The organism is Streptomyces sp. NPDC127038, assembly GCF_042725875.1.
In the GTDB taxonomy this organism is placed as follows: Bacteria; Actinomycetota; Actinomycetes; order Streptomycetales; family Streptomycetaceae; genus Streptomyces.
On sequence record NZ_JBHXDQ010000023.1, the window covers coordinates 80,492 to 97,095 of the forward strand.

Sequence of the window (16,604 nt, forward strand, 5' to 3'; positions counted from 1 at the left end):
ACCAACGCCCCCCCCACACCGCCCCCCACGTCTAAAGGCCCCCCGCCCCCCCCAGCGGGCGTCGGCCCGTACCCGCCTGCGCCCCCCCCCCCGGCCGGTGGGGCCCCCCCCCCCCCCGAGGCCGCTCACGGCGGTCGGGCGGAGCTGTCGGGCGCGGCAGTCAGGCGCGCTTGACCTCGAAGGCGTCGACCTTGTCGTTCCAGTTGCCGCCGCCCGGGTAGTCCATGTTCTTGAAGTCGGCCCAGCCGTGCGGGGGAAGCAGGTCGCGCTGCCGGTCGTGCAGGAGGCCCGAGCGGTAGTCCCAGATCGTGGCGGTCCCGTAGTTGAGGCTCCAGCGCAGCACCCAGTAGTAGACGGAGCTCACCTTGTCGCGGAAGCCCCACTCGCTGAGGTCGTGCTTGCCGCTGCTGCTCAGACGGATGATCTTGCCCTTGTAGTTGGCGTCCTCGTACAGGCACCAGTAGTCGGCGACGCACCGGTCGGGCGCGGCCGCGGCGGCCTGGGTGGCGACGGCCGCGCGGGTCGCCCTGCGGACCGAGGCGGGCAGCGCCGGGTCGGTCTGCGCCTCCTGCGTCGTGTCGTAGCAGTGGACCTCGCCGCTGGGGAGCTCGGTGCAGCTGTCGGCCCCCTCCCAGGACTCGGCGAGGTTGATCCTGCGTCCGTCGTACTCGGCGATCACCGGGTGCGAGGGCTCCGCGGCGGGCGTCGAGGGGTCCTGCGTCGACGGCTCCTGCGTGGCCGTGGCCGTCGGTTCGGGGCCGGTGGCGTCCGCGGACGCCACCGGCCCCGCGGTGAGCAGCAGCGCGCCGGTCGCGGCGGCGGTCAGCAGGGCGGTGGTCAGGCGTGTGCGTATCAAGAGGTGCGCTCCACAGCGATATCGAAGTCGTGCGTCCGGTCATCGGGACGGTGGACGTGGCCGTCCCCGGGTCAGGGGCGACGGCGGACGTGGCCGTCCCTGGTCAGGGGCGACGGATACGGCGGAACGCGGCGCTCGAGAACGGCTCGGCGCGCGAGAAGTGCCGGAAGTACGGCATGGCGAAGTGTTCCCCCTGTGGCGACATCGTTCCCCCGGTCGCGAACTGACGTGTGCGCCGGCGGGCTGGTCGGGACCGCCGTGCACGGCAGCAACCATACGCACAGGTGTACGGACCGGGACAAGGTCGTTTCGCGGGTCCGGCCACCGTCGGTCCCGGTCCCGCCACCCGGCGGCGGCCGCCGCGAAACGATCAACTCCCCTGGTGGCATGGGGGAAAGGCCCCGGTTCGCCCCGCGGGAAGAGCGCATTCCGGCCGCCGCCGCCCGGCCGGGAGCGGGCCGAAAAGCGACGCTCGCGGGACAGGAAAGAGGAGGGCACCCGGGTGTCCGGGTGCCCTCCTCACACGTGCTCGGAGGCTCGCGCGCGCTACTGCTGGCCCGCCTGCCCGAACGGGTCGTCCAGGGGGCCGCCGGAGGGCGAGTTCGTCGGCGAGGACGGGCTCGTCGTCGTCGGCGGGGCCGTCGTCGGCGGGGCCGTGGGCGACGGCGGGCTGCTCGTCGTCGGCGGGGTCGTCGTCGGCTCCTGGGTGGTCGGGGTCGAGGACGGCGTGCTGGACGGCGTCTGCGTGGCGCTGGGGAGTTCGGTCGGCGCCACCGCGGCTCCCGAGGTGGTGTTCAGGTCGAACTTGGTGACGTTCCCCGCCATCGCCTCGAACGTGTAGGCCGCCCAGATCTTCGCCGGGTAGCCACCGCCGTTGACGCGGCCGCCCTCCAGATAGAGGCCCGTGGCCCCCTTCATGGACACCTGCGCGTGGGTCTTCGCGTCCTCGCCGAACAGCAGCACCGAGGTGACCAGGTTCGGCGTGTAGCCGGTGAACCAGGCCGACTTGTTGTTGTCGGAGGTACCGGTCTTGCCGGCGACGACCTGGCCGTCGCGGGACGGGTTGTCCCGCACCGACGCCCGGGCCGTACCGTCGTCGACCACACCGGTCAGCACCGAGGTGACCGTGTCGGCGGCCTCCTCGCTGATGACCCGCTCGCCGATCGGGTTCGGCATCGTGACCGAGGCGTCCTTGTGCTCGGCCGAGGCCACGATCGAGGGGGTGACCTTCTTGCCGTGGTTGTCGAGCGTGGCGTACGCGCCCGCCATCTCCAGCGGGCTCGCGCCCATGGAGCCGAGGGTCTGGGCGGGCACGGCCTGGAGGTTCTTGGTGTTCATGCCGAGCTTGCCGGCGACCTTCAGCACATCGCTCATGCCGACGTCCACGCCCATCTGCGCGAAGACGGAGTTGATGGACTTGTTCATCGCGGTCTGCACGGTGACGGGGCCGTAGCTGTGCTCGTCCTCGTTCGGCGGCGCGAAGCCGATGTCGCTGCCGACCACGGGACGGCGGTTGGTGCCGTCGTAGATCGTGTTCGCGGTGATCGGCTGCCCGGAGCGGGTCTTCGCCGCCTCGTCCAGCGCCGCCGCGAAGATCATCGGCTTGAACGTCGACGCGGCCTGGTAGTCGTGGCGCGTCGCGTTGTTGATGTAGTGCTTGAAGTAGTCCGTGCCGCCGTACATCGCGACGACCTTGCCGCTCTTGGGGTCGACCGACACGGCACCGGCCTGGATGTTGGCGTCGACCTTGCGCTTCTTCGGGTCCAGCTTGCTGGTCAGCTGCTGCTTGACCGTCTGCTCCAGCAGCGCCTGCTTCTTGTGGTCGATGTTCAGCGTGATGGTCCAGCCGCCCGCGTCGATCTTGGCGTTGGCGTCGCTGAGGTTGTCGGCCGAGCCCTGGGTGACGAGCTGCTGCGCGAGCTCGCTCTTGGCCTCGGTCATCAGATACCCGGTCTGGCCCTCCATGCCGGGGGCGCCCTTGGGCTCCTTGGGCACCGGGAACTTCAGGCCCGCGCGCTCGCCCGCGTCGAGCCAGTGCATCTGGACCATGTTGTCGAGGGTGTAGTTCCAGCGGGCCTCGACCAGCCGCTTGCCGGTCTTCGAGGCGACCGCCCAGTCGTACTGGCTCGGGGCCTGGAGCAGCGAGGCGAGGTAGGCGCCCTGCGCGACCGTGAGCTTCTGGGCGTCCTCGCGGTAGTAGGCCTGCGCGGCGGCCTGGATGCCGTACGCGTTGCGGCCGTAGTAGCTGGTGTTGATGTAGCCCGCCAGGATGTCGTCCTTGGACTTCTGGCGGTCCACCTTCAGCGAGATGACCATTTCCTTCAGCTTGCGCGTGACGGTCTGGTCCTGGCTGAGGTAGTAGTTCTTGACGTACTGCTGGGTGATCGTCGAACCACCCTGCTTGCCCTTGCCGGAGAGGGTGTTGATCAGACCTCGGGCGGTGCCCTTCAGGTCGATGCCCGAGTCGTTGTAGAAGGTCTTGTTCTCGGCGGCGACGAACGTCTTCTGGACGCTCTTGGGCACCTTGGACAGGTCGACTATCTCGCGGTTGACCTTGCCGCTGCGCCCGAGCAGCGTGCCGTCGCTGTACTTGTAGATGTTGCTCTGGCGCTTGGCGGCCGCGTTGCCCTCGGGCACCGAGACGACCATGTAGAGCACGATGAAGCCGCCCATGCCGAGCAGGCAGAAGCCCAGGAACGTCCCGAGGATCGTCTTCCAGTTCACGAACCGGCGTATGCCGGTGCGGCGGGGCTTGCCGCCCGCCTTCCCTCCGGGACCGGAGCCCGCCGACTCGTTCCCGGACGAGCTCTGCGGCGCCGCGCGGCGGCCCTGCGCCTGCCGCGCTCGTCTCTCTTCAGCTCGTCCCATGGGTCGATCCGCTCCGCTTCATTCTCGTGTGACACACAAGTTCGCCGGTCAGGTCAGCTCAGAAAGCTAACACCGCGCGCTATGACAAAGGGGCGCCGATCCGGTCTTTTCCGGACGTGAGAATCAGCACGCCATCTGCACCGCCCCACTGATTGCGACGAGCGGACGGGCCGGAAGGTTGCCACGGCGGGAAAAAGTGAGATGAGGAACTACGGGCGGCCGACGCGCGGACCGGGCCCCCGCCGGACCACGCGCTCCCGGCTCCGAGGGGGCGCGCTCCCCGGCGCCGGCCGGCCGCGCCCCGGGTCCCCGGAAGCCGGCGGCCGGGGTACGGGAGGGGTGTGCCGGTCGGTTCCAGAACCGTGACAAACGGCTGCCACCAGGCGGTTCCCCGCCCCCGGGAGGCCTCAACCCCGATCTGTACGCGGTGTGTATACACGCGATGTATACGCGGTGTGTACAGTGCTCGGCATGTCCATCGGTCACACCCTTCTAGGGCTCCTGGAGTCCGGGCCGCGCCACGGTTACGACCTGAAGCGGGCCTTCGACGAGAAATTCGGTCACGACCGGCCCCTGCACTACGGCCAGGTCTACTCGACGATGTCACGGCTGCTGAAGAACGGACTCGTCGAGCTCGACGGGATCGAGGCGGGCGAAGGCCCCGAGCGCAAGCGGTACGCGATCACCGAGGCCGGCGTCACCGACGTACAGCGCTGGCTCACGACGCCGGAGACGCCCGAGCCGTACCTCCAGTCGACCCTGTACACCAAGGTCGTCCTCGCCCTGCTGACCCGCCGGGACGCGAGCGAGCTCCTCGACACCCAGCGCTCGGAGCATCTGCGGATGATGCGCATGCTGACCGAACGCAAGCGCAAGGGCGACCTGGCCGATCAGCTGATCTGCGACCACGCCCTCTTCCACCTGGAGGCCGACCTGCGGTGGCTGGAACTGACCGCCGCGCGCCTCGACAAGCTCGCCGAGGCGGTGACCGCCCGATGACCCAGGCCGCCGCTCCCCCCGGCTCCCTGCTCACCGCCACGGACCTGCGCAAGACGTACGGTCCGACCACCGCGCTGGACGGAGCCGCCTTCTCCATCCACCCCGGCGAGGTCGTCGCCGTGATGGGCCCCTCCGGCTCCGGCAAGTCCACGCTGCTGCACTGCCTCGCCGGCATCGTCACGCCCGACTCCGGCTCGATCACCTACGACGGCCGCGAGATGGCGACGATGAACGACGCCCAGCGCAGCGCGCTGCGGCGCTCCGCGTTCGGGTTCGTCTTCCAGTTCGGCCAGCTCGTGCCGGAACTGAGCTGCGTCGAGAACGTCGCGCTGCCGCTGCGGCTGAACGGCACGGGCCGCAAGGAGGCCGAGCGCACCGCGCTGTCCTGGATGGAGCGGCTGGAGGTCGACGACCTCAAGGACAAGCGGCCCGGCGAGGTCTCCGGCGGCCAGGGCCAGCGGGTGGCCGTCGCCCGTTCCCTGGTCACCGGTCCGCGGGTGCTGTTCGCCGACGAGCCGACCGGCGCGCTCGACTCCCTCAACGGCGAGCGCGTGATGGAGCTGCTGACCGACGCGGCCCGTTCGACGAACGCCGCCGTCGTGCTCGTCACGCACGAGGCGCGCGTGGCCGCGTACTCGGACCGCGAGGTCGTCGTACGGGACGGCAGGTCCAGGGACATGGAGCGGATCGTATGAGTGCCCGCCAGTGGTCCCGCGATCTCGCCATGGGCGCCAGGTTCGCGGTGACCGGCGGCCGCGAGGCCTGGGTGCGCGTCCTGCTGACGGCCGTCGGCGTCGGGCTCGGGGTGGCGCTGCTGCTGCTCACCACCGCTCTGCCGAGCGCGCTGGCCTCCCGGCACGACCGCGAGAGCGCCCGCAACGACATGACGTACGGCTCGGTGGTCAGGAAGAAGTCGGACCGCACCCTGATCGTCGCGGACGCGGACACCACCTTCCGCGACCAGGACGTACGCGGCCGGCTGCTCGAACCCGAAGGCTCCCGGGCTCCGCTGCCCCCGGGCGTGTCCGCGTTCCCCGCGCCCGGCGAGATGATCGTCTCGCCCGCCCTCGACAGGCTGCTGAAGTCGGCGGACGGGAAGCTGCTGCGCGAGCGGCTCGACCGCCGGATCAGCGGCACGATCGCCGACCGCGGGCTCGTCGACCCGCACGAACTCGCCTACTACGCGGGCGCCCGGGGCCTGAACGCCACCGGCACCAGCACCGGCCGGATCGAGCGGATCACGGCGTTCGGCTCCACCGGGCAGTCCGAGGCGATGGACCCCGTCCTGCTGCTCCTCGTACTGATCGTCTTCGTCGTGCTGCTGATGCCGGTCGGCGTCTTCATCGCCGCGGCCGTGCGCTTCGGCGGCGAGCGGCGCGACCGGCGGCTCGCCGCGCTGCGGCTGGTCGGCGCGGACGGGGGGATGACCCGGCGGATCGCGGCCGGCGAGGCGCTGGCCGGAGCGCTGGTCGGACTGGTCCTCGGCGCCGGGTTCTTCCTGATCGGGCGTCAACTGTCTGGCCTGGTCATGGTCTTCAGGATCAGCGTGTTCCCGGCCGACCTCGATCCGGCGCCCGCCCTGGTGGCGCTGGTGGCCCTGGCGGTGCCCGCGGCCGCGGTCGCGGTGACGCTGTTCGCCCTGCGCGGTGTCGTCATCGAACCGCTCGGCGTGGTGCGCACGGCACGGCCCTCGCGGCGCCGGCTGTGGTGGCGGCTGCTTCTGCCGCTGGGCGGCCTCGCGATGCTGTACCCGATGGTCGGGCAGGGGCGGTCCAACGGGAACTTCAACCAGTACCTGGTCATCGGCGGTGTCCTGCTGCTGCTGGTCGGCATCACCGCGCTGCTGCCCTGGGTGGTCGAGGCGGTCGTCGCCCGGCTGAACTCCGGCGGCGTCGCCTGGCAACTGGCCATCCGCAGACTTCAGTTGAGCAGCGGATCGGCGGCCAGGCTGGTCAACGGCATCGCGGTCGCGGTGGCCGGCGCGATAGCCCTGCAGATGCTGTTCGCCGGTGTCGACGACGACTACACCAAGATCAACAAGAATGATCTGACCCGGGCCCAGATGTCGGTCGACATCCCCGCGGGGGTCCCCCTGGACCCGGCGGTCCGGCAGCTGTCCGGGACGAAGGGCGTCACGCACGCCACCGCCCTGGGCCGGACCGACGCGGGGGACGGGCGCGACGAGCCGGCGAACTCGACGGCCGCCACGGTCGGCGACTGCGCGGCCCTGCGGGAGACGGCCGTGCTGCCCTCCTGCCACGACGGTGACGTCTTCGCGGTGGAGGACGGCTTCGGGGACAGCGGCACCGCCAAGCTCGACAAGGCCGGCACCGCTCTCTTCCTCGACCCGTCCTACGGCTCCGCCAAGGGCGCGGAGATCGCCTGGAGGGTGCCGAAGGGGGTCAAGCCGGCGGCGTCGCGCAAGGATCCGACGGGCAACGAGCTCGGCGGCTTCCTGTTCACGCCCGGCGCCCTGCCCGGACGGGCCGCGTCCGCCATGCGCCAGACCGTCTACCTCCAGCTCGACGAATCGGTGCCGGACGTACGGGACCTGGTGCGCAACAGCGCCGCGAGGATCGACCCGCTGACCGCAGCCAACACCTGGACGGCGACGACCCAGTCGCGGAAGTTCACGTCCATCCGCACGGGTCTGTCCGTCGGCGCGACCTGCGTGCTCCTGCTGATCGGCGCGAGCCTGCTGATCTCCCAGCTGGAGCAGCTGCGCGAGCGCAAGAAGCTGCTGTCGGCCCTGGTCGCCTTCGGCACCCGGCGCCGCACGCTGAGCCTGTCGGTGCTGTGGCAGACCGCGATCCCCATCGCCCTGGGCCTCGGCCTGGCCGCCGTCGTGGGGCTCACCCTCGGCACGGTCCTGCTCAAGATGACGGGGACCTCGGTGAGCGTGGACTGGGCGAGCGTGCTGTCGATGACGGGCATCGGCGCCGGGGTCGTGCTCCTGGTGACCCTGCTGAGCCTGCCGCCGCTGGTCCGGCTGATGCGGCCGGACGGGCTGCGCACGGAGTAGCGCGCGGAGCGTACGCGCCGCGGCCGGTGGCCCTTCCCTTCCGGGAGGGCCACCGGTCCGCGTTCAGATGCTGTACTCCTTCACCACGCGGCGGACCTGCGCGAAGAGCATGCCCACGTTGACCGACTTGCGGCAGACGACCACGGCGACCACGTCCTGCTGGTCGCTCATGCGGATGAACAGATGGGTGAGGTTGTCGCTGTTGACCAGGATCTCCTGGAAGAAGTGCGACTCGGACTCGATGCCGCGGCGCTCCTTGAAGACGTCCTCGATCATCTGGACCGTACGGCCCTGGAACAGGTCGAGGGTCGCGCCCGCGAGCAGGTCGAGGACCTCCGGCGGATGGTTGTCGACGGTCTCGTAGCTGAGCAGCATGCCGGTGGACATGTCGACGGCCCCGGAGGCGAGACAGTCGGGGGCGTCGGCGCGCAGTGATTTGACCAGGCCCATGATCTGGTCGGAGAAACCCGCCGTCATTCTCTTGCTGGCCATGTCTTCATACCCCTTCGGTCGCGGTGTCGGTGGCCGCTCCGACGAGTGCGTCGGGCGCGGCGGGAGGTGGGGTGAGCGGACCGGGGCCGGCCGGGGCGGTGAGCGGTTCGGGGCCGGTTCCGGTGAGGATCGATCCGATCCGGCCGAGAGCCGGCCGGGTGCGCTCGTGGAGCCGTTCGAGGTCGATGCCCTCGTCGCCGAGGACGATCATCAGCGCGGTGTCGCCGACCGCGTAGAAGGCCGCGAGGCCCTGGCTGCCGTAGGTCACGGTCTGGCGGAACGCGCCCCTGGCGGTCACCGCGGTGGCGCGGCGTGCGATGCCGAGGCCCGCGGCGGCGATCGCGGCGAGGCTCTCCGGGTCGATGGTGTCGGCCGTGTCGGCCGCGATGAGCATTCCGTCGGCGGCCGCCACGGCCGTGTCGGTGATTCCGGGCACCTGTTCCCGGAGTTCCCTCATTTCCCTGGCGAGTGCCTCATGATTCATGTACTGAACTCCCTGGTCGTCGTGCGCGTGTGTTCGTTGGCGGGCATTCGGTTTCACGTCCCGGAGTCCGGGGTCCAGATCCGGTGCCGCAGCCGGAAGAATCCTTTCCAGCTCGCCCCGGCCTTTTCCGGGGCGAGGGTTTCGGCTATTCCGCTCGCGCCGGGTTCACGGCGGGGAAGCGAGGGGGCGTTCACCCCGGGCTCTCTGCGGGGCAGGGCGGGAGCGGTTCCCGCGGGCGGCGGAGCGGGGTCCGGCCGGGGCGCGGGCGGCCCGGTCCCTCCCGCGGCCACCGCGACCGACAGGGCGGAGAACACGTCGGGGTCCAGGGCGTGCGGGGCACCGGGGGGCCGCTGCCTGAGCGCTCCGGTGGGCAGGTCCCGCACGGTGACCCGGGAGGCGGAACCCGGTTCCGCCGGCAGTTCCAGCAGCTCCTCGCCGAGCATGCGGGCGATCCCCACCGTGACGGTGTAGACGCCTAGACCGGTCGCGAAGGCGATGTCACGGGCGGTCCGGCGGCCGTCGGCGTGGGCCAGCAACTCCCTCTGCGGCGGCGGGAGCCGCTCGCGTATCTCGTCCGGCACCGCCGCGGGCACCGGGCGTTCCCGGTCGGGCCGTACGGGCCTCGGCAGGGCGGCGACGGCCGCGAGCTTCCTCGCCGCGTCCTGGAGCAGCCGCCCCGGTGTCTCTCCGAGCGCGACCGGCGCGTACGGCTCGTACGCCGTGTCGAGCGGGCCGCACGCCTCCACGTCACCGGCCACGACGGCGAAGACCGCGTCCTGCATCGCCATCACGCAGACGACGCGGAGCTGTGCGGCGCCCGCGTAACCGTGGGCGATCAGACCGGCCTCGGGCCACCGGGTGCCGCCGGCCTCACGGAGCAGTTCGGCCCACTGCTCGCCGCTGACGCGGCCCGAGCGCAGCAGCCGTGCCTCCGCTCCCGGGGCGCCCGGACTCTCGACGGCGACGACGCAGCCGTCACGGAGATGGAAGACTCCCCCGGGTTTTCCGGACACCCTCAGTTTTCCCGTCGCCCGCGTGTTCCGGCATTCGCCCAGTGCGCGCGACAGCAGGTCGTGACCGACCCTGCCAAGGGAATCCCGAATGCCCGACATCACTCCCCTTGGAATCACCGGAACTTCGCACAGACGCCTGATGAGTCACCCTGAGGAGGTATGTGTATCAGCAGGGGCGGATATCCCAGCGGGAGTCGCACTACCTGACGGAAGTTGAAATTTCCCGGCTGCCGAGGGACGGGATCGGTCGCCCGAATGACCGACTGTGCCCGGTGGTTCAGGCTTCCGCGCCCAACACCCTGACGGGCAGCGGCCGCAGTGCCTCGCGCAGCGCCTCCGCGAGTTCTCGGTACTCCGTGCCCCGCGCGGCGCCCGACCGCATGGCGAGCGCGATCCTGCGGGTGGGGGCCGGATCGGCGAACCAGCCGGTGAGGAGCTGATCGCTGCGGGTGGTCTCCACCTTGACGGCGGTGCTCGGCAGCAGGGTCACCCCGAGGCCGCCGGCGACGAGCTGGACGAGGGTCGACAGGCCCGCGGCGGTGGTGGTCACGGGGGCGTCCGCGCGCCCGGCCTCACGGCAGATGTCCAGGGCCTGGTCCCGCAGACAGTGGCCCTCGTCCAGCAGCAGGAGACGGAGTTCGCGCAGCGCCTCGCGCGGAATGCCCTCCCGGCCGCCGAGCCAGTGGTCGAGCGGGGTCACCAGCACGAAGTCCTCGTCGAACAGCGGGAGTTCGACGACCCCGGGCATACCGAGGGGGACCGCGAGCAGCAGCAGGTCCAGCCGGCCGGCGCCGAGCCCCTCCAGCAGGCCCGCGGTCTGCTCCTCGTACACCTGGAGGTCGAGGTCGGGGTAGCGGTCGTGGACGAGGCGCAGGACGGTCGGCAGGAGGTAGGGGGCGACGGTGGGGATGACGCCGAGGCGCAGCGCCCCGGTGAACGGCGCGCGGACGGCCTCCGCCTCCTCCATCAGCGCGCCGACCTCCTCCAGGACCGCCCTGGCGCGTACGGCGAGCCGCTCGCCGGCGGGCGACAGGAGCACTTTGCGGGTCGTACGCTCCAGCAGGGTCACCCCGAGGATCTCCTCCAGGGCCGAGACGGCTCCGGACAGCGCGGGCTGGCTCATGCCGATCGCGGCGGCCGCGTCACGGAAGTGCAGATGCTCGGCCACGGCGGTGAAGGCGCGCAGCTGGGCGAGGCTGGGGCTGCGGCGTCCGCCGCCCTTGCCGCCCGCCGCCCTGCCGGTGGGGCTCGCCATGGCCGTACCTCCCGTTCCGGACCGCTTCACCGGGCGTCACTGATAGCCGCACTCGATCAACGCGACCGAGTGTAGCTATTTCCCGAATCAATGCTGCCTGTGCCACCATCGACGACGTCCACCCCCCAGGGAAATGCCCCCAAAAAGGGCTACCCCTATCTGCTAGGAGAGTTTGTGCTCACTGTCGGTGACAAGTTCCCCACGTTCGACCTGACCGCCTGCGTCTCGCTGGAGAAGGGCCAGGAGTTCAAGCAGATCGACCACAAGACCTACGAGGGCAAGTGGAAGATCGTCTTCGCGTGGCCCAAGGACTTCACCTTCGTGTGCCCGACCGAGATCGCGGCCTTCGGCAAGCTGAACGAGGAGTTCGCCGACCGCGACGCTCAGGTCCTCGGCTTCTCCGGCGACTCCGAGTTCGTGCACCACGCCTGGCGCAAGGACCACGACGACCTGCGTGACCTGCCCTTCCCGATGATGGCCGACTCCAAGCACGAGCTCATGCGCGACCTCGGCATCGAGGGCGAGGACGGCTTCGCCAAGCGCGCCGTCTTCATCGTCGACCAGAACAACGAGATCCAGTTCTCCATGGTGACCGCCGGTTCCGTCGGCCGTAACCCCAAGGAGGTCCTGCGGGTCCTGGACGCCCTCCAGACGGACGAGCTCTGCCCGTGCAACTGGACCAAGGGCGAGAACACCCTCGACCCGGTCGCCCTCCTGGCCGGTGAGTGACCTTCCATGGCCCTCGACGAACTGAAGTCCGCGATACCGGACTACGCCAAGGACCTGCGCCTGAACCTCGGTTCGGTGATCGGCAACAGTGACCTCCCGCAGCAGCAGCTGTGGGGCACGGTGCTGGCCTGCGCGATCGCCACGCGCTCCCCGCGCGTGCTGCGCGAGCTGGAGCCCGAGGCGAAGGCCAAGCTGTCGCCCGAGGCGTACACCGCCGCGAAGTCGGCCGCCGCGGTCATGGCGATGAACAACGTCTTCTACCGCACGCGCCACCTGCTGTCCGACCCGGAGTACGGGACGCTGCGGGCCGGTCTGCGGATGAACGTCATCGGCAACCCGGGTGTGGAGAAGGTCGACTTCGAGCTGTGGTCGCTCGCGGTCTCCGCGATCAACGGCTGCGGCCAGTGCCTCGACTCGCACGAGCAGGTGCTCCGCAAGGCGGGCGTCGACCGGGAGACGATCCAGGAGGCCTTCAAGATCGCCTCCGTGCTCCAGGCCGTCGGCGTCACGCTGGACGCCGAGGCGGTCCTCGCCGAGTAGTCCTCGCGCACACGGCGGCCCGAACGCCGCCCGCAGCACTCAGGGCCCCGCCCACCGTCACGGTGGGCGGGGCCCCGTGCGTCGTACGCGGTACGTCACGGCGGCCGACCCGGCGACCGGTCGCCGGCCGGTTCGGCCGCCGTCGGGTCAGCCTCTGTGGGCCGGGGACGCGCCCACCGCGGTGGCGCCCCGTGGTTCGGGCGCGTGGCGCAGATCCGCCTCGCTCGCGTACGAACGCAGGTACGCGACCACCGTGTTGGTCACGGCGACCAGCGGCACCGCGACGACGGCTCCGCCGATACCGGCGATCATGCCGCCGGCGGCGACCGAGAGGACCACCGCGAGCGGGTGGACGCGGACGGCGCGGCCGAGGATGAACGGCTGAAGGATGTGGCCCTCGATCTGCTGGACCAGCAGGACCACGATGAGGGTCGTGACGGCGACCCAGACGCCCTGCGTCACCAGCGCCACCACCACCGCGAGCGCCCCGGAGATCACCGCGCCCACCAGCGGGATGAACGCGCCGAGGAAGATGAAGACGGCGAGCGGCACCGCCATCGGGACCTTGAGGATATAGATGCCCAGGCCGATGAAGATCGCGTCGATCAGGGCGACTATCACCGTGCCGCGGACGTAGGCGGTGAGCGTGCGCCACGCCCGCGGGCCCGCGCCGGCGACACCGGGACGGGCGGCGGCCGGGACGAGCTTGAGCGACCACTCCCAGATCCGCTTCCCGTCGTAGAGCAGGAAGAGGGTCGAGAACATCGTGAGCAGGATGCCCGTGAGGGCCTCGACGATCACGGTGACGCCCTGGAGGCCCGCGGACGTGATCTGGTCCGTGTTCGCGCCGATCGCCTCGCGGAGATTCTTCGCGATCTTGTTGATCTGCTTGTCGGTGACGTGGAACGGGCCCTTGAGGAGCCACTTGCGCAGCTCGTCGATGCCGTCCTGGATCTGGTTGGAGAGGTTGTCGATGTTCTCCTGGACCTGCCAGACCACGAACCAGCCGATCAGCCCCATGATGACGAAGCCGAGGATCGCGGTGAGCGCGGTCGCGAGCCCGCGCGGCACCCGGTACCGGGTCAGCCGGGCCACCGTGGGCTGGAGCAGCGCGGTGATGAGCAGCGCGGCCACGAAGGCCAGCACCACCAGCTGTACGGCGCTGATGACCCGCATCAGCACCCAGACGGTGCCCGCGAGGATGAGCAGCCGCCAGCCGGCCTCGGCGGCGACGCGCACGCCCCACGGCACGGCGAGGGCGGGGTCGGGACGGTGGGGCGGCTGCGCGTAGGCGTAGGCCGCGCTCTCCTCCTCGGCGGGGCGCTGGACCGGGAGCGCGGAGGCGTCGGCGTCGGCCACCGGGGCCTCGGGGGTCCCGGACGGCCCGGAAGCCGGGGAAAGGGTGCCGGGGGCGTCGAGGAGGACGCGGCCGCCGGGGCCGTCCTCGCCGCCGAGGGGGCCCCGCGACTCCAACTCGACCTCGGCCCGGCGTTCGTCCAGCCGTTCACCGAGTTCGGTGAGTCCGGCGCCGATCCGGCCGAGCCATCCTGGTACACGCGACATGATGCGTCCTTTTCCCCCGCTGCTCCCCACCACTCCCCCCTGGAGTCGTCGGGTCCGACCGTACATGGCCGAAGCCCCTCCCCCTAGGACGGGGAGGGGCTTCGCAAGGTTGAGCCGCCGCTGTCCGGCGTGGACCGCCGGCGCGCGGGGTGGACCTAGTACCAGCTGTTGGCCTGCCAGAACGACCAGGCGTCACAGGGGCTGCCGTAGCGGCTGTTCATGTAGTTGAGGCCCCACTTGATCTGTGTGGCCGGGTTCGTCTGCCAGTCGGAACCGACGGACGACATCTTGGAACCGGGCAGGGCCTGGAAGAGACCGTAGGCACCCGAGGAGGCGTTGACGGCCCGGTAGTTCCAGCTCGACTCGTGGTTCACGATGTTGCTGAAGCACTGGAACTGACCGCTCGGCACCATCTGGGCCGCCATCGCCTGGATCTGGGCGACGGTGTACGAGGCCTGGACGGAGAAGCTGGAGGCGTCGCGCGTCGCGGAGCGGCTGGCCGCTTCCGCCGCCGCCTTGCGCTCCTTGGCTTCCTTCTCCGCCTTCGCCGCAGCCTTCTGCTTGGCGACGGCGTCGTCGGCCGCCTGCTTGCGCGCGGCTGCCTCCGCGTCCTTCTTGGCGCTCGCGTCGGCGGCGATGGCCTGGGCGTCGGCCTGCTGCGTCAGGGACGCGGTCTGCACCTGGGCCTGCTGGCCGGCAGGTATGTCAGCGAGGAGAGTCGAGTCGCTCGCCGTCGCCTCGGCATCGTTCGAGGGCTGGGCGACGCTGCCCGAGGCAACTCCGACCACGCTTCCGACAGCGGTGACCGCGGTGGCCGAAGCCACTGCGAATCCCCGGACCGAAATCCGGCTCACACGGTTTCCTTCCAGCATCGCCCGTTTAGGTGACCCTCGCGGACGCAATCGTGCCCCTCGGCGCTGGCCTCCCAACTGCGGGGTCACGGGGAGACACGGGCCCGGTGGGCAACTCCCGCTCGGGGAGTGCCGCGTGGTGCGCGGGCGGCATACGACGTCTCTATGGAGTTCTGAGGTTCCGGTGTTGCCGTACCGCTGGGGATACAGCTGTGTCGTATGCGGGGCCTGACAGGAGTGAGACTCTAGCCGTAACCCGGCTCCGCACGGCAATTCCGTGTCGCGTGTGAAAGCTCACACCCCGTTTGCCTCAGCTGTTTCCTGGAAACCTCAGCGCAGCAAGACGCCGCCCGGCTAGGCTTTTCGCCTTTGCCGGACGGCGCCAACCAGCGTGTATGCACCACCCTTTGACCGGGCGGTACATCCTGGATCAGATCTGCCCGTCCTCCAGCATTTCGGTCACGAGTGCCGCGATCTGGGACCTCTCGGAACGATTCAGGGTGACGTGCGCGAAGAGCGGATGGCCCTTCAACTTCTCGACGACGGCGACCACTCCGTCGTACCGCCCGACGCGCAGATTGTCCCTTTGTGCCACGTCATGGGTCAGAACGACCCGCGAATTGGCCCCGATACGGGACAGAACGGTCAACAGGACGTTCCGTTCCAGGGACTGGGCCTCGTCCACGATCACGAACGCGTCGTGGAGCGAGCGGCCGCGGATGTGCGTGAGCGGCAGGACCTCCAGCATGCCCCGCGCGGTGACCTCCTCGATGACCTCGCGGCTGGTGACCGCGGAGAGCGTGTCGAAGACCGCCTGGGCCCAGGGGCTCATCTTCTCGGACTCGGAACCGGGCAGATAGCCGAGCTCCTGCCCGCCCACCGCGTACAGCGGCCGGAAGACCATCACCTTCTGGTGCTGACGGCGTTCGAGGACGGCCTCCAGGCCCGCGCACAGCGCGAGCGCGGACTTGCCGGTGCCGGCCCGGCCGCCCATCGACACGATCCCGATGTCCGGGTCGAGCAGCAGATCGAGCGCGATGCGCTGCTCGGCGCTGCGTCCCTTGATGCCGAACGCCTCACGGTCGCCGCGCACCAGCCGGACGTTGCCGTCGGCCGTGACCCGGCCGAGGGCCTTGCCGCGCTCCGACTGGATCGTCAGCCCCGTGTGCACGGGCAGGCGGGCCGCTTCGGGGACGTAGGCGTGCCCCTCCTCGAAGAGGATGTCCACCTGCTCGCCGGACAGGGCCAGTTCGGACATTCCGGTCCAGCCGGACGAGCCCGTGATGGCGAGCTCCGCGCGGTACTCCTCGGCGAGGAGACCCACGGAGGACGCCTTGATCCTGAGCGGCAGGTCCTTCGAGACGACGGTGACGTCGTATCCCTCGGCCTGGAGGTTGCGGGCGACCGCGAGGATGCGGGAGTCGTTGTCCCCCAGGCGGTACCCGCTCGGCAGGACGCTGGGGTCCGAGTGATTGAGCTCGACGCGTACCGTCCCGCCGAGGTCCCCGACGGGGATCGGGGAGTCGAGGCGGCCGTGCCGGACCCGGAACTCGTCGAGCAGGCGCAGCGCCTGCCGGGCGAAGTAGCCGAGTTCGGGATGGTGCCTCTTGGCCTCCAGCTCCGTGACCACCACGATCGGAAGCACGACTTCGTGCTCGTCGAAGCGGCTCAGGGCATTCGGGTCGGCCAGCAGGACGCTGGTGTCGAGAACATAGGTGCGCCGGTCTGGCTTGCGGCGCTTTGTGCTGGTCACCACGGAAGGACGTACCCCCTCGGATGAGGTCGGGGAGCGACGAAGGAGATCTGGACCGGTTCGCGGCACCGATGCACGGGCCGAAAACCGGCCCTCCGCTTCGTCCGTGCTGACCGCACGATCGGGCTGGTGCAAAGGGCCTCCCGGGCGGACGGCCCCGTGCCGTCCGCTGAGATACG

Annotated in this window: 14 protein-coding genes; 5 read left to right on the top strand and 9 right to left on the bottom strand. The window is 70.5% G+C overall.

The genetic code is table 11. The annotated features are described in order from the left end of the window. Positions 1 to 160: 160 nt before the first annotated feature. Both ACFWI4_RS18380 and ACFWI4_RS18385 read right to left on the bottom strand, forming a co-directional pair. Entirely contained in the window at positions 161 to 856 is a 696-nt protein-coding gene (locus ACFWI4_RS18380; RefSeq protein ID WP_387197132.1) for a peptidase inhibitor family I36 protein, read from the bottom strand. Between the two features lie 546 nt (positions 857 to 1,402). Further along, complete coding sequence (locus tag ACFWI4_RS18385) at positions 1,403 to 3,724, bottom strand: transglycosylase domain-containing protein (RefSeq protein ID WP_387197135.1); 2,322 nt, start codon at positions 3,722 to 3,724, stop codon at positions 1,403 to 1,405. A 471-nt stretch (positions 3,725 to 4,195) separates the two neighbouring features. Here ACFWI4_RS18385 and ACFWI4_RS18390 point away from each other — a divergent pair, with 471 nt between their 5' ends. From ACFWI4_RS18390 to ACFWI4_RS18400, 3 genes are read left to right on the top strand one after another with little or no spacing between them, the layout of a single operon-like run. Next, entirely contained in the window at positions 4,196 to 4,723 is a 528-nt protein-coding gene (locus ACFWI4_RS18390) for a PadR family transcriptional regulator (RefSeq protein ID WP_385402912.1), read from the top strand. Continuing rightward, positions 4,720 to 5,418 carry an ABC transporter ATP-binding protein gene (locus ACFWI4_RS18395; RefSeq protein ID WP_385402914.1) on the top strand — a complete coding sequence of 233 codons (699 nt, stop codon included), beginning with the start codon at positions 4,720 to 4,722 and terminating at the stop codon, positions 5,416 to 5,418. Before ACFWI4_RS18390 ends, ACFWI4_RS18395 begins: the two co-directional genes overlap by 4 nt. Continuing rightward, positions 5,415 to 7,745 (top strand): ABC transporter permease, encoded by a 2,331-nt coding sequence (locus ACFWI4_RS18400; protein ID WP_387197139.1) that lies wholly within the window; start codon positions 5,415 to 5,417, stop codon positions 7,743 to 7,745. The genes ACFWI4_RS18395 and ACFWI4_RS18400 overlap by 4 nt, the downstream gene beginning before the upstream one ends. A gap of 63 nt (positions 7,746 to 7,808) precedes the next feature. On the opposite strand, the gene ACFWI4_RS18405 is transcribed toward ACFWI4_RS18400, so the two are convergent. The 4 genes from ACFWI4_RS18405 to ACFWI4_RS18420 form a co-directional block, all read right to left on the bottom strand. Next, positions 7,809 to 8,237 (bottom strand): hypothetical protein, encoded by a 429-nt coding sequence (locus tag ACFWI4_RS18405; protein ID WP_385402919.1) that lies wholly within the window; start codon positions 8,235 to 8,237, stop codon positions 7,809 to 7,811. Between the two features lie 4 nt (positions 8,238 to 8,241). Then, positions 8,242 to 8,721, bottom strand: coding sequence for a roadblock/LC7 domain-containing protein (locus tag ACFWI4_RS18410; protein WP_385402921.1), 480 nt, complete (start codon positions 8,719 to 8,721; stop codon positions 8,242 to 8,244). Positions 8,722 to 8,774: 53 nt separating this feature from the next. Next, the gene (locus ACFWI4_RS18415; protein ID WP_387197143.1) at positions 8,775 to 9,734 is read right to left on the bottom strand and encodes a MarR family transcriptional regulator; all 960 of its coding nucleotides are present in this window, start codon (positions 9,732 to 9,734) and stop codon (positions 8,775 to 8,777) included. Positions 9,735 to 10,011: 277 nt separating this feature from the next. After that, positions 10,012 to 10,989: a LysR substrate-binding domain-containing protein gene (locus ACFWI4_RS18420; RefSeq protein WP_387197145.1), complete on the bottom strand. Its 978-nt coding sequence runs from the start codon at positions 10,987 to 10,989 to the stop codon at positions 10,012 to 10,014. A gap of 174 nt (positions 10,990 to 11,163) precedes the next feature. On the opposite strand from ACFWI4_RS18420, the gene ACFWI4_RS18425 reads away from it, so the two are divergent. Then, on the top strand, positions 11,164 to 11,718 hold the full coding sequence (locus tag ACFWI4_RS18425) for a peroxiredoxin (protein ID WP_385402927.1): 555 nt from the start codon (positions 11,164 to 11,166) through the stop codon (positions 11,716 to 11,718). A gap of 6 nt (positions 11,719 to 11,724) precedes the next feature. Continuing rightward, complete coding sequence (locus ACFWI4_RS18430) at positions 11,725 to 12,258, top strand: alkyl hydroperoxide reductase (RefSeq protein ID WP_387197148.1); 534 nt, start codon at positions 11,725 to 11,727, stop codon at positions 12,256 to 12,258. A gap of 147 nt (positions 12,259 to 12,405) precedes the next feature. Here ACFWI4_RS18430 and ACFWI4_RS18435 read toward each other — a convergent pair whose 3' ends face one another. From ACFWI4_RS18435 to ACFWI4_RS18445, 3 genes are all read right to left on the bottom strand, one after another. Further along, on the bottom strand, positions 12,406 to 13,821 hold the full coding sequence (locus tag ACFWI4_RS18435; RefSeq protein ID WP_387197151.1) for an AI-2E family transporter: 1,416 nt from the start codon (positions 13,819 to 13,821) through the stop codon (positions 12,406 to 12,408). 155 nt (positions 13,822 to 13,976) lie between these two features. Beyond that, positions 13,977 to 14,693, bottom strand: a complete 717-nt coding sequence (locus tag ACFWI4_RS18440) for a transglycosylase SLT domain-containing protein (protein ID WP_387197154.1) — start codon at positions 14,691 to 14,693, stop codon at positions 13,977 to 13,979. A gap of 409 nt (positions 14,694 to 15,102) precedes the next feature. Then, a complete protein-coding gene (locus ACFWI4_RS18445; protein ID WP_385407429.1) occupies positions 15,103 to 16,428 on the bottom strand; it encodes a PhoH family protein in 1,326 nt (441 codons plus the stop codon). Between the last annotated feature and the right edge of the window lie 176 nt (positions 16,429 to 16,604).